12 protein-coding genes and 1 pseudogene are annotated in these 12,949 nt (G+C 71.1%); 3 read left to right on the top strand and 10 right to left on the bottom strand.

The features are described from left to right. Window positions 1-119 precede the first annotated feature (119 nt). Window positions 120-911, top strand: a complete 792-nt coding sequence (locus MCAG_RS28545) for a GntR family transcriptional regulator (protein ID WP_007076415.1) — start codon at window positions 120-122, stop codon at window positions 909-911. Between the two features lie 99 nt (window positions 912-1,010). Here the strand turns inward: MCAG_RS28545 and mshC are convergent, their stop codons facing one another. From mshC to MCAG_RS28515, 6 genes and pseudogenes are all read right to left on the bottom strand, one after another. Further along, window positions 1,011-2,249 carry a cysteine--1-D-myo-inosityl 2-amino-2-deoxy-alpha-D-glucopyranoside ligase gene (gene mshC / locus MCAG_RS28540; protein ID WP_007076414.1) on the bottom strand — a complete coding sequence of 413 codons (1,239 nt, stop codon included), beginning with the start codon at window positions 2,247-2,249 and terminating at the stop codon, window positions 1,011-1,013. A 96-nt stretch (window positions 2,250-2,345) separates the two neighbouring features. Next, a complete protein-coding gene (locus MCAG_RS28535; protein WP_007076413.1) occupies window positions 2,346-3,164 on the bottom strand; it encodes an SCO1664 family protein in 819 nt (272 codons plus the stop codon). Then, window positions 3,161-3,745, bottom strand: a complete 585-nt coding sequence (locus MCAG_RS28530) for a DUF3090 domain-containing protein (RefSeq protein WP_036375660.1) — start codon at window positions 3,743-3,745, stop codon at window positions 3,161-3,163. Before MCAG_RS28530 ends, MCAG_RS28535 begins: the two co-directional genes overlap by 4 nt. Before the next feature lie 112 nt (window positions 3,746-3,857). Further along, window positions 3,858-4,578 (bottom strand): annotated as a pseudogene (locus tag MCAG_RS28525) (histidine phosphatase family protein). 178 nt (window positions 4,579-4,756) lie between these two features. Next, window positions 4,757-5,593, bottom strand: a complete 837-nt coding sequence (locus tag MCAG_RS28520; RefSeq protein WP_007076410.1) for an undecaprenyl-diphosphate phosphatase — start codon at window positions 5,591-5,593, stop codon at window positions 4,757-4,759. Beyond that, window positions 5,590-6,642 carry an LLM class F420-dependent oxidoreductase gene (locus MCAG_RS28515; protein WP_007076409.1) on the bottom strand — a complete coding sequence of 351 codons (1,053 nt, stop codon included), beginning with the start codon at window positions 6,640-6,642 and terminating at the stop codon, window positions 5,590-5,592. Before MCAG_RS28515 ends, MCAG_RS28520 begins: the two co-directional genes overlap by 4 nt. Before the next feature lie 257 nt (window positions 6,643-6,899). Between MCAG_RS28515 and MCAG_RS28510 the strand changes: the two genes are divergently transcribed. Then, the gene (locus MCAG_RS28510) at window positions 6,900-7,871 is read left to right on the top strand and encodes an aldo/keto reductase (RefSeq protein WP_007076408.1); all 972 of its coding nucleotides are present in this window, start codon (window positions 6,900-6,902) and stop codon (window positions 7,869-7,871) included. A gap of 90 nt (window positions 7,872-7,961) precedes the next feature. Beyond that, the gene (locus tag MCAG_RS28505; RefSeq protein ID WP_036378156.1) at window positions 7,962-8,153 is read left to right on the top strand and encodes a DUF5703 family protein; all 192 of its coding nucleotides are present in this window, start codon (window positions 7,962-7,964) and stop codon (window positions 8,151-8,153) included. Window positions 8,154-8,244: 91 nt separating this feature from the next. Here the strand turns inward: MCAG_RS28505 and idi are convergent, their stop codons facing one another. Genes idi through MCAG_RS28485 form a run of 4 tightly spaced genes read right to left on the bottom strand, consistent with a single transcriptional unit; the run spans window position 8,245 to window position 12,265 of the window. Then, window positions 8,245-8,790 carry an isopentenyl-diphosphate Delta-isomerase gene (gene idi / locus MCAG_RS28500; RefSeq protein WP_036375658.1) on the bottom strand — a complete coding sequence of 182 codons (546 nt, stop codon included), beginning with the start codon at window positions 8,788-8,790 and terminating at the stop codon, window positions 8,245-8,247. An 8-nt stretch (window positions 8,791-8,798) separates the two neighbouring features. Next, window positions 8,799-9,668, bottom strand: a complete 870-nt coding sequence (locus MCAG_RS28495; RefSeq protein ID WP_007076405.1) for a geranyl diphosphate 2-C-methyltransferase — start codon at window positions 9,666-9,668, stop codon at window positions 8,799-8,801. Beyond that, a complete protein-coding gene (locus MCAG_RS28490; RefSeq protein WP_007076404.1) occupies window positions 9,665-10,843 on the bottom strand; it encodes a family 2 encapsulin nanocompartment cargo protein terpene cyclase in 1,179 nt (392 codons plus the stop codon). Before MCAG_RS28490 ends, MCAG_RS28495 begins: the two co-directional genes overlap by 4 nt. 9 nt (window positions 10,844-10,852) lie before the next feature. Continuing rightward, entirely contained in the window at window positions 10,853-12,265 is a 1,413-nt protein-coding gene (locus MCAG_RS28485) for a family 2B encapsulin nanocompartment shell protein (RefSeq protein WP_007076403.1), read from the bottom strand. Window positions 12,266-12,949 lie beyond the last annotated feature (684 nt).

Here is a 12,949-nt window from a genome sequence, read left to right as displayed (position 1 = left end):
AAAGCCCCCGGATCGATGGGTCCGGGGGCTTTCGGCAAGTGCCCTCCGCGTGTCCGGGGTAGCGCCGTCACGCGCACTAGGGCATCCTAGGAACCTAGCTGTGATCTCCAGGAGGAGCCATGCAGATCAACCCGGGTGCGGCCGAGTTCCCGCACCGGCAGATCGCCGCGCAGCTCAAGGCCCAGGTGCGCCGCGGCGACTGGGGGCCGGGCGAGCGGCTGCCGTCCATCCCGGCCATCGCCGAGATGTTCGGCGTGGCAAAGCAGACCGTGCAGCGCGCCGTCGACCAGCTACGGGTCGAGGGCATCCTGATCACCAAACCCGGCTCCGGCACGTACGTGCGCGGCACCCGGCGGCGGCTCAACCGCCTCTCCCGGGGCCGGTACGGCGGCTTCCGCGGCTACCACACCGACCTGGCCGCCCGGTACCGTCAGCAGCTCGTGTCGGTCGGCCGTGCCCCCGCCCCGCCCGAGGTGGCCGACGCGTTCGGGGTCGCCGACGGCACCGAGCTGCTGTGCCGGCGGCACCTCGTCCGTACCGAGGACTCCCCCGTCGAGGTGGGTGCCTCGTGGTTCCTCCCGGGAGACGCCGCCGGCACCTCCCTGGAACGGGGCGAGGCGTTCGGCCGGCCCCTGTACCAGGAGGCGGAGGAGGCCACCGGCCGGCGGTACGTCACCGCCACCGACACCATCACCGCCCGGCAGCCCAGCCGGGAGGAGGCCGAGACCCTCCAGATCCGCCCCGACACCCCCGTGCTGCACCTGCTGCACGTCGCCTACGACGCCCGGCGCAAGCCGATCGAGGTCGCCCAGGCCACCTGGCCCGGCCCGATGACGACCCTCACCGAGGAATACCAGATCCCGGCCCCTACCCCGGACCCCGACTCGGACCCGGGCCTGGTGCTGGGCTGACCGTGCGGCTGGCCCCGCACACCACCCCGGTGGTCAAGAGGTTCGTCACCGTCGAGATCGGCTCAGACGTTTCTCTCCTGGCCACCGGTGGTGGGTGGGCTAGAGACGGATGCCCAGCAGGGCGTCCAGAGTGTCGGCGAAGAGGGACGGGGCCGAACGGTCGTCGCCCGTGCCGGCCAGTACGCGCTCGGCCCAGTCGTCTGCGACCGCGATCGCACCCGGGGTGTCGAGATCGTCGGCGAGGCGGGCGCGTACCGCCGACATCAGCTCGACCCCCGACGGCCCGGCCGGGGCCGCAGCGGCCCGGCGCCAGCGGGCCAGGCGCTCCTGGGCAACGGTGAGCAGGTCTTCGGTCCAGGTGCGGTCGGCGCGGTAGTGGCCGGCCATCAGCCCGAGCCGGACCGCCATCGGATCCACCCTGTCGGCCCGCAGCCGGGAGACGAAGACCAGATTGCCCCTTGACTTCGACATTTTCTCGCCGTTCAGGCCGATCATGCCGGCGTGCACGTAGTGGGTCGCGAACGGCGACCGGCCGGTGAGCCGCTCGGCGTGCGCGGCGGAGCACTCGTGGTGCGGGAAGAGCAGGTCGTTGCCGCCGCCCTGCACGTCGATCGACTCGCCGAGCAGGTTCAGCGCGATCACGGCGCACTCGATGTGCCAGCCGGGGCGGCCCGGGCCGAGGTCGCCGCCGGGCCAGGACGGCTCGCCCTCGCGGGCACCGCGCCACAGCAGCGGATCGAGGGGGTCGCGCTTGCCGGCCCGCTCCGGGTCGCCCCCGCGCTCGGGGAAGATCTCCAGCATCTCCGCGCGGGACAGGTTGGACTCGTAACCGAACTCGGGTGTGGCGGCGATGTCGAAGTAGACGTCGCCGGTTCCGTCGTCGAGCCGGTACGCGGCCCCGTCCTTGAGCAGCACGAGGACCTTGTCGGCGATGTCCGGGATCGACTCGACCGCGCCGACGTAGTGCGCCGGCGGGATCATCCGCAGCGCCTCCATGTCCTCGCGGAACAGCGCGGTCTCCCGCATCGCCAGGACCTTCCAGTCCTCGCCGTCGCGCGCGGCCCGCTCCAGCAGCGGATCGTCGATGTCGGTGACGTTCTGCACGTAGCGCACCGTCAGGCCAGCATCGCGCCACATCCGCTGCACGAGATCAAAGGTGATCATGGTGGCGGCGTGGCCGAGGTGGGTGGCGTCGTACGGGGTGATTCCGCAGACGTACATGGTGGCCACGTCGCCGGGTCGACTGGGATGGGTCCCGCGTCGCGCCGAATCGAACAATGTCAGCGGGCCGCCCCTGCCGGGCAGCCGTGGCACCTCGTGTCCCGCCCAAGACTCCATGACCGTCAGCCTAGCCAGCCGCCCCACGCGCCGGACCCACCCCACGGGTGACCAACGCGACAACCGCCCGCCACCGGATGGCGGCGTGCCGGACGGTCACATGGGCGGCCAGGGCATCGCCGGCCAGTCCTGCGGCGGCTGGGGAAACCGGCCGCTGTCGCGTAGCCGGTCCACCCGGGAGGCCAACTCGGCGACCTCGCGGATCGTCAGGTGCTCGGCGAGCTCCGCGCCGAGCGCCCCACCGAGCTGGACGGCCAGGTCGGCGAGCATCTCCAGCGCGTCCGCCGGCAGCTGCCGGCCGGCCCAGCCCCAGAGCACGGTGCGCAGCTTGTCCTCCACGTGGAAGCTCACCCCGTGGTCGACGCCGTAGATCCGGTCGCCCGGGCCGACCAGAACGTGCCCGCCTTTGCGGTCCGCGTTGTTGATCACCGCATCCAGTACGGCCAGCCGGGCCAGGCGCGGGTCGTCGGCGTGCGCCAGGGCGTACGCGGTGCCGTCGTCGTCCCGGGCCGCCGCGACCGGGAACCAGCGCGGCGGCACCGACTCCGCCGGCACGAAGCCGACCAGTGGCTCGGCAACGGAGGGCTCCTCGATCCACAGTTGACAGGAGCCGGGCCCGAACGGACCGTCGCGCAGCACCGTCGGCGGGACCAGATCCCAACCGGTGGCCCGGGAGACCAGGTACGCCGAGACTTCGCGCCCGGCGAGGGTGCCGTCCGGGAAGTCCCAGAGGGGGCGTTCACCACGCACCGGCTTGTAGACGCAGCGGGCGCTGACCCCGTCGAGGGTCAGCGCGCCGAGCAGCGTGGCGTTGGAGGCGTCGACCAGCCGGCCCTCGACCGTCAGCTCACCGTCGCGGAGCAACCGCAGCGTCGCCGCGCACTCCTGCCGACGTTCGAGTTCCGACGAGGTCACCGGTGGTAACCGTTGTGCCGCGGGCAGAGGTGCCCGGCGGGGTCCAGCGGCTGGCCGCAGAGCGGGCAGGGCGGGCGGCCGGCGTTGACCACGCGGCGAGCCCGCTCGATGAACTCGCGGGTCGCCTCGGGGGTCAGCCGGACGCGCAGCCGGTCCAGGTCCTCGTCCGGCTCCTCGTCGTCGTCCTCCTCGTCGTCGGCTTCCTCGTCGCCGCCCAACTCGACCTCGGCCTCCGCCTCACTGGCCGCGATCGCCTCGATCACGACGGTCGCGGTGTCGACGTCGAAGGCCAGCCCGAGGGTGCCTACCCGGAACTCCTCGTCGACCGGCGTGTCCAGCGGGTCGTTGTCGCCCACGGAAACCGCCGCTTCGGGCAACTGCACGCCGAAGCGGCGCTGCGCCTCGGTGAGCAACTCCTCCAGCTTCTCGGCGAGCAACGACACCTGAACCTTTTCCAGCGCGACGCTGACCAGCCGGCCTCCGCCGCGCGCCTGGAGGAAGAACGTGCGCTCCCCGGGCGGCCCGACGGTCCCGGCGACGAACCGCTCCGGCGGCTCGAAGGCGTGCACCTGGTGGGTCATGCTTACGACCCTATCCGGCGCGCCGCGGCGTCGCGCACCCCACCGACCGTGAATCGCGGGCCCCCGCCACGACCGCCGTACCGCACGGCCGCCGCTGCGCGCGCCGCCGGCCTCACCGCCCGGCCCCCGCTCCCCCGCCGACCGCGGCGTCGGACTCCGCCGGCCGGGCTGCGTGCACGCCGTCGGCGCCGCCGCGACGGCGGCGGCACCAGCCCGGCCAGGTCGCCGCCCGTGTCGTTGAGCCGCATCAGGAACGGCCGCAGCGGCGTGTACCGGATCGCCGTGATCGACGCCGGGTCCGCGACGATGCGCTGAAAAAAATCAAGGTGTACGCCGAGCGCGTCCGCCACGATGGCCTTGATCACATCACCGTGGCTGCACGCCAGCCAGACCGCCTCGGGACCGTGCTCGGCGGTGATCCGTGCGTCCCACGAGCGCACCGTGGCGACCGCGCGGGCCGCCATCGCCGCCATGGCCTCCCCGTCGGGGAAGACGACGGCGCTCGGGTGCTGCTGGACCACCGGCCAGAGCGGCTCCTTGGCGAGTTTCTTCAGCGGCTGCCCCTCCCAGTTGCCGTAACCGCACTCGATCAGCCCCTCGTCCACCGTCGGCGCGGCCTGCGGCAGGGCCAGCTCCAAGGTCTGCCGGCACCGGACCAGCGGACTGGTCACCACCGCGGCGAGGGGCAACCCGCGCAGCCGCTCCCCCACCGCCGTCGCCTGGGCCCGGCCGGTGTCGTCCAGTTCGACGGGCTGACGCCCGGCGAGGCCGCCGTCGGCATTCGCGGTGGTGCGGCCGTGTCGCAGGAGGAGAAGAGTCGCCACGCTGCCCACCCTATGGGGTACGAGCCAGGGCCGGGCGGGGCCCAGGGTCGGCCCGCCGCGAGCTGGTCGCCGGCGGCCTGGCGGGTTGCGGCCTGGTTGATCGACTCCGTGTCGGCGATATGGCGGAGTCCCGCCCGCCCGGATACCCCTGGGTCGCCGGCATGGAGTCGATCACCGGGCCCGTCAGCTAGGTGGCGGTGATGGTGCCGGTCATCAGGAGGGCGAGGACCAGGGTGCCCAGGGCGACCCGGTACAACACGAAGACGTACAGAGTGTGGTGGGCGACGTAGCGCAGCAGCCAGGCGATGGCCGCGTAGCCGATGACGAAGGCGATGAGCGTGGCCACCACCATCTGCGCCCCGCTCGGCGCGGAGGTTCCCGGCGCGGACGGCTCGAAGACGTCCCCGATGCTGAAGATGCCGGACATCACCACCGCCGGGATGGCGAGCAGGAACGAGTACCGGGCCGCGGCCTCCCGGGTGAGGTTGAGCAGCAGGCCGGCGGTGAGCGTACCGCCGGAGCGGGACACCCCGGGGATCAGCGCCATCGCCTGGGCGAAGCCCATCACGACACCGTCGCGCATCCGGAAGTTCTCCAGGGTGCGGCTCTGCCGCCCCCAGTACTCGGCGAAGGCGAGTACGAACGCGAAGACGATCAGCGTGGTGGCGACCACCCACAGGTTGCGCCCGGCGGTGCGGATCTGGTCCTTGAACAGGAAGCCGAACAGCCCGATCGGGATCGAGCCGACGATGACGTACCAGCCCATCCGGTAGTCGAGGCTGGAGCGCACCGAGCGGTCCCAGAGCCCGACCAGCCAGGTCCGGGTGATCCGCCAGATGTCCTTGGCGAAGTAGATCAGTACCGCCGCCTCGGTGCCGAGCTGGGTGACGGCGGTGAACGAGGCACCAGCGTCGCGCTCGAAGAAGATCGCCGAGGTGATCCGCAGGTGCCCCGACGAGCTGACCGGGAGGAACTCCGTGAGCCCCTGGACGATGCCCAGGACGATGGCCTCGATCCAGGTCACTCGCCGACCCCGGACAGGTCGAGGGCCTCGGCGACGGTCCGCAGCGTCTGCGTGCCGCTGTCCCGGTCGGCGACGAAGAGGGTCACCGCGAGGGTGGTGACGCCGGCGGCGGCGTACTCGCGCAGTCGCTCGGCGATGCGCTCCTTGGGCCCGAGCAGCGAGGTGCGGTCGATGAACTCCATCGGCACGGCGGCGGCCGCGTCGCGCTGCCGCTTGGCCAGGTAGAGGTCCTGCACCTCGCGGGCGGCGTCGCCGTAGCCCATCCGGGTGGCGAGCTGGTTGTAGAAGTTCTGCTGCCGGCTGCCCATCCCGCCGACGTAGAGGGCGGCGTACCAGCGGACCAGCTCGGCGCAGGTCGCGATGTCGTCGCCGACGACCACCGGGACCGACGGCACGACGTCGAAGCCGGCCAGTTCCTTGCCGGCCTTCGCCCGGCCGGCGGCCACGACGGCGAGCTGTTCCTGGGCGAACTCGGGAGCGTAGAAGACGGCCAGCCAGCCGTCGGCGATCTCTCCGGCCAGTTCCAGGTTCTTCGGGCCGACGGCGGCGAGGTAGATCGGGATCTGCTCGCGCGGCGGGTGGAAGCCCAGCCGCAGCGCCTTGCCCGGGCCGTCGGGCAGCGGCAGGGTGTAGAACTCGCCGTCGTACGCGACCTCCTTGCGGGCGACGGCGAGCTTGATGATGTCGACGTACTCCCGGGTGCGGGCGAGGGGCTTGCCGAAGCGCACGCCGTGCCAGCCCTCGGAGACCTGGGGGCCGGAGACGCCCAGGCCGAGCCGGAACCGGCCACCGGAGAGCGCGTCGATGGTCGCCGCCGTCATGGCGGTCATCGCCGGGGTCCGGGCGGGGATCTGCATCACCGCGCTGCCCACGTCGATCCGTTCGGTCTGGCCGGCGATCCAGGCCAGCATGCTGGGCGAATCGGAGCCGTATGCCTCCGCCGCCCACACCACCGAATAGCCGAGCCGGTCCGCCTCCTGGGCAAACGCCAGGTGGTCGGCGGGTGTGCTCCACGCCGTCTGGTATCCGAGGCTGAGCCCGAGTCGCACTGGTCCTCCCCCATCCCGCACCACAGGTCGCATCAGGTTACGCAATGCGGGCGGCCGACCCGACCACCGGCTCACCCCGAACGCCTCACACCGTCGGGGGCCGGATCCGCCCGGAGGGCGAGCAGGATAACCCTGCCCAAAGGGCCAGCGGGGAAACCCAGTCCAGAGGGCAAGCAGGGAACCCCACCCAGAGGGCGAGCATGAACTTGACGGGAGCGAGGATATCGGTGGCGGCGGGTTCGAAATAAGGTTCACCCATGCAACAGCGACCGCTCGGCCGAAGCGGGCTGGCGGTTTCCCGGCTCGCGCTCGGCACCATGACCTGGGGCCGGGACACCGACGCCGACGACGCGGCCGCCCAGCTTAAGAGCTTCCTCGACGCGGGCGGCAACCTGGTGGACACGGCCGACGTGTACGGCGACGGGGACGCGGAGTCGGTCATCGGCTCGCTGCTGGGCAGCCTGGTTCCCCGCGACGAGTTGCTGATCGCGACGAAGGCGGGGCTGCGGCCGGGCAGCGGCCGGCGCCGGGACGGCTCCCGGGGTCACCTGCTGCGTACCCTGGACGCCTCGCTACGGCGGCTCGGCACGGACCACGTCGACCTGTGGCAGGTCCACGGGTACGACCCGGACACTCCCCTGGAGGAGACCCTGGCGGCGCTGGACCACGCGGTGGCCAGCGGCCGGGTCCGCTACGTCGGGGTGTCGAACTTCTCCGGCTGGCAGACCGCCCGGGCGGCGGCCTGGCAGGCGGCCTGGCCGGGCCGGGCTCCGGTGGTCGCCGGGCAGGTGGAGTACTCGCTGCTGGAGCGGGGGGTCGAACGGGAGGTGCTGCCGGCCTGCGCGGCGCTGGGGTTGGGGGTGCTGCCCTGGTCGCCGCTGGGCCGGGGGGTGCTCACCGGCAAGTACCGGCACGGCCGGCCGGCGGACTCGCGGGCCGCGTCGCCGCACTTCGAGCCGTTCGTCGCGACGTACCTGGAGCCGCGCTGCTCCAGCATCGTGGAGGCGGTGGCCACTGCGGCCGGTGGGCTGGGCGTGTCGCCGCTGGAGGTGGCGCTCGCGTGGATCCGGGATCGGCCCGGGGTCACCGCCCCGATTCTCGGCGCGCGGACGGTCGGGCAGCTGCTCGGCGCGCTTCAGGTGGAGCGGATGACGCTGCCGGAGGAGATCGTCGTCGCGCTCGACGACGTGTCCGCCGTGCCGGTGGGCTACCCCGAGCGCGACGGCTGAGCCGTCGGCCGGACGGGCGGCACAGTCGGGCCGCTGCGGACGGGGTGGACGGGGTGGCGAACGGCCGCCGGGCTGGGCAGCATGGAACGCATGGACTACGAATACGCGCCGCTGCGGCTGCCCTCGAACGTCGACAGGCTGACCGCCGCGGCGCAGTTGGCGATCCAGGCGGAGTTCTCCGGTTGGGAGCTGGCCCGGGTGCGGCTGTACCGGGACGGCACGCGCCAGGTGGTGCTGCGCCGCCGCCGGGTGAACCAGCCCCAGCCCGGCCTGTCGTACTGAGCCGGGTGACCGACGTACGCCGGTCACCCGGGCGGCCCGCCTCGGCCGCACGCCCCCGCCAGCCGGCCGGCCGGGCTCGTCTCGCGGTCGTTCAGCCAACCGGCCTGGTCGCCTGCCAGATGGCAAGGAGTCCGGGCAACCACGGGGTGTACCGGTCGGGAAAGCTCGCCACATCGGCGGCGAGTTCCTTCGGCGGCATCCAGCGGATCTCGGCGATCTCGGAGGGATCGGGTTGGAGGTGCTGGTCGGCCGCGAGGGAGCCGACCAGCACATGGTCATGTTCGTGTTCGACCCGCCCGGTGCCCGGGTCGTCGGCCCGGTAGCGGTGGACGCCGATTTCGGTCAGCGGTGTACCGGACACTCCCAGTTCCTCCCGGAGCCGTCTCGTGGCCGCGAACATCAGGTCGTCGCCGGGCGCGGGGTGTCCGCAGCAGGCGTTCGCCCAGAGTCCGGCGAAGCGCGTCTTCGTGGCGGCGCGCCGTTGCAACAGCAGCCTCCCGGCCGGATCGACAAGCAGGATGGAGAAGGCGCGGTGGGCCAGACCGGGCACTCGGTGGGCTCGCGCCACGGTACATGATCCGACCGCTGTTCCCGCCTGGTCCACCAGCTCTACGAGATGCTGTTCGCGGTCCGTCATCGGTGGTGTCAGACCCGGTCGGCGGCGATCAGCAGATAGTGGAAGCTGCCCTCGCGGTACGCGGTCAGGAACGGGTCCTCGATTCCCGTCGCCACCGACGACTGAGCCCGTAGCTCCCAGTAGGGGATGGTGGCTGAGGTCAGGTCGATGACGTGGATGGGCACGAACCGATTGGCGGCGAGCGCCTTGAAGTAGGCGCTCCGTGGGTGGATGTTGCAGGTGTAGTGCTCGTCGATCTGGCTGACCGCCCTGGACCGGCCGCCGGTGACGTCGTTGTAGCACCCGGTGATGCAGACGTAACGGCCACCGAACGGCAGCAGCCGGGCGAACTCCGCATACAGCTCGAACAGATCGACGTACATGGTGGTCTCGTTGGTCCAGACGGCCTGGCGGGAGCCGGCTTCGAAGCCGGTGTCGAGCATGTTGCGGAAGTGAAACCGGACCTGGTCGGCGACCCTGCGGTCGGTCGCCTGCCGGTTGGCGAAGTCGACCTGGTACTCGGAGATGCTCACCCCGTCGACCTGACACCCGAAGCGCTGGTTCGCCATGAAGCTGGTGCCACCGCGTCCGGAGCCTGCGTCGAGCAGCCGGTCGGACGGTCCGATCTCACCGAGATACGACAGGAGCATGTCCGCCTGTGCCGTCTCCAGCCGGTGCAGCTCGGCGATGATTCGCTCGTCGCGGGTCTGTTCCGGCCCGGCGAGCACGGACGGGTCGTAGTTTCCGATCCCGTAGTGGTGGTGGTAGAGGCCATCGATCTCACCCAGTCGCAGGTTGACCGGGTCCTGCTGGTTGGTGTTCCAGTAGGCTGCCACCGACTTCTGGTACTGGGTACGCAGTACCGGACTGCCGGCGGTGGGCGTCGTTGAGACGGTCATGCGGGGTCAGCTCCCTGTTGCTTGTGGTATCGGGCGGTCGTGGCGTGCCACTCACGGCTGCCGCCCAGCCAGGCCCAGGTGTCGGCCAGGAAGCGGCGCAGCATGGGTGAGCCGGTCAGGCTGAGCGTCACAGCATCGGCTACGAACTCGTGCATCAGCTCGTTGTGTATCTCGACGGTGCGGGTGATCGCCTCCTCCAGGGCGCAGTTGTGCTCCGCCGCGATGACGCGGGGCAGGTTGAAGTCGGTGTCCGACTCCTGGGCACCCGAGTAGATGTCGTTGAGCAGCACGGCGGCCAGCCCTGCCGTGGTGAACGCGCGGCGTACCAACGGGTGGAAGAACTCTTCGGGGGACAGTTCGTAGCCGGCGACCGCATCGACGAGGATCATGGGCGGCAGGTAGCTGTTCAGGTGCCGCTGGACCAGATACTCCCAGACCGGCGGGGTCCGCCGGTTGACGTGCCAGTCCGCCTCCTGGTTCCAGGCGACGAAAAGGATCGACATCTGGTGCTGGAAGCGGGCCAGTTGCGGCACCGAGACGTACCGGGACAGGTGCTGCATCGCGCTGCGGAACGCCGTGGCGATGGGCTCCTCACGCCGGTACTGGTCGAGCTGCGGTGCGTACCGGGCCGGCAGCCTGGCCGGGTCCACGATCACGTGCAGCTTGGCCAGGCGCGACCCCACGACGGTGGGGTCGGCGCCCAGCGACACCTCGTCGACCATGTAGTCGTCGGCCGCCCATTCGGCCACCACACACTTCGTCGCGGCCAGCAGTCGGTCCGGGTCGCTCGTGGCAGGATGGGCGAGCATGATCAGGCGGCCGAAGTTCCCGGCCCGGAGCCGGTCGAGCCGGCCCGGGTAGATGCCGACCTGTTCCGCCCACTCGACCACCCGGTCATTGACCTCCTCGCCCAGGGCCGGGTCGTCGCGGACCGGCCCCGGGCAGAACAGCTCTGGCCGGCCCCGGTCGGGGGCTGGCGGGACGGCTGCCGGTGCCGAAGGCGGCGAGATCCGTAGCGCCGCAGTGCCGAGACCAGTCGGCCCGTTCAGCCGCAGCGTCGGCCCGGTGAGCCGGGTCAGCTCCGCAGGTGGGGCACCCACCATGTCGGACAGGATGGTCGCGGCCAGCCCGGTCAGCTTGCCGGCGCTGCCGGAATCGAGCGACGGGAGGAACACGGCGTTGCCCTAGTCGCCGTAGTGCGACAGCTGGACATCGTCGAGCACCCCGAGCGCGTCCGGAACCAGCACGGCGACCGAGAAGTAGGCGCTGACCAGGTACGACATGATGGCCTGCTCACTGATGCCCATGAACCGCACCGAGAGACTCGGTGCGTACTCATCCGGGATGCCGGTCTGGTGCAGGCCGATCACGCCCTGGTCCTCTGCCCCGGTCCGCATGGCCAGGATCGACGTGGTGTGCGCGTCGGTGATCGGGATCTTCCCGCACGGGTAGATGGGGACGCCCCGCCAGGCTGGCACCGGCCGGCCGTTGACCTCCACCGGGTCCGGGTAGATCCCGCGCTTCGTGCACTCCCGGGAGAACGCGGCGATGGCCCGCGGATGGGCCAGGAACAGCCGGGTGCCACGCCGCATGGTGAGCAACTCGTCCATGTCGTCCGGAGTCGGCGGGCCGGTCCGGGTGTGGATCCGCTGCCGGTAGTCGGCGTTGTGCAGCAGCCCGAACTCCGGGTTGTTCACCATCTCGTGTTCCTGCCGCTCCCGCAGGGCCTCGATGGTCAGCCGGAGCTGCTGCTCCAGCTGGTTCATCGGCTCGTTGTAGAGGTCGGCCACGCGGGTGTGCACCCGCAGCACGGTCTGCGCGACGGCCAGCTCGTATTCGCGTGGCGACAACTCGTAGTCCACGTAGGTGCCCGGCAGCGCCGGTTCGCCCCGGTGCCCCGAGACGAGCTCGATAGCCGCCTCGCCGTGCTTGTTCTGCGGCACCGCAGCGGCTGCCCGGAACCGCTCCACATGGGTCTGCAACGCCTCGGACCGGTCGAGCAACTCGGCGAAGGCCGTCCGGGGCAGCGCCAGCAACGTCACCGCCGTCTGCGCCTTGGCAGTGTAGTCCCAGATCGGTTCTGGCTCGACCAGCGCCCGGTCACCGAAAAACTCCCCGTCAGCGAGCACCCGCAGCTGCACCTGGTCGCCATAGGCCCCTACGCCCTCGGCCCTGACCTTGCCGTGCACGATCAGGTAGAGGTTGTCAACGGCCGAGCCGAACTCGGCGATGACCTGGCCCGGCTCGTAGTCCTGCCGGGTGAACCGGCCGGCCAGATCACCCAACACGGACTGGTCGTCGAAACCACGCAACAGCCGCAGCTCGCCCAGCTCTGCCGGCACCACCCGCACGTCGGCGCCCGTATTGGTGAACGACACCCGGCCATCCCCGAGGAAGTACGTCGCCCGCCGGTTCACCCGGTAGGTTCCGCTGGAGACCTGCACCCACGGCAACACGCGCAGCAGCCACCGCGAGCTGATTTCCTGCATCTGTGGCACGGACTTCGTCGTCGTCGCCAGATTCCGCGCCGCCGCCGTACTCAAGCTCAATCGATGCTGTGCCTGATCCTCGAACTCAGGTGCGAACGGACCTGTCATGATCAACCCTTCGGTCTCACTGTCGACGACGGAACCGGCAACTGCGCCCGGCAGACGAGCTCGACCTGTCGCCGCTTCCGACGTTCGGTCGAACACGGCGTGTAGATCTATCAGGAACCCAAAGTCATATCTAGTGGCAGATATCCGACATGCGCCTGCACCAGGGCGGAAGTCGCCCGACGTCCACTTGATGGGATGGCCCCCCTTGCGCGGCCCTGGCCTCAACCCGATGATCGATGCCTGGCGAGGATCCCGGTGTGGGTCGCCCCGGCCCAGTACGCCCAACTCCCGGGCGAGCGCGAGAGCAGGTTGACGCAAAACGAGGGTGTCCAAGATCAGCGTTGAAGCTGAACTGGACACCCTCGTGACCGCACGCTACGTGCAACTAACCGAGCGGCACTGCCTGCGCTACGCGCGTTGGACGCCTCCGCGGAGGCCCCCCCACCCGCCTAACCAGAACGCCTACGACACGCCGATGCGCACGGCCGGCCCTGCGCTCACGCGGGCGACGCGACACCGATCACCCGCGTTCCGTCCTGGTGGGAACAGCTAGTGGCGGTGCCCCGCGTGGTCGTGCTCCTCGTCGGCCACGTCGAGGAAGGGGTGCTCGTCGAGGCGGCCCACGAGGCGGTCGTCGGCGGCCGGCTGGAACGGGCCCACCGCGTCGTCGTCGTCGAACGACTC

The sequence above is a fragment of the Micromonospora sp. ATCC 39149 genome, assembly GCF_000158815.1.
Lineage (GTDB): Bacteria > Actinomycetota > Actinomycetes > Mycobacteriales > Micromonosporaceae > Micromonospora.
The sequence above is the reverse complement of the archived record's forward strand: the minus strand, read 5'-3'. Positions and strand labels throughout refer to the sequence as shown.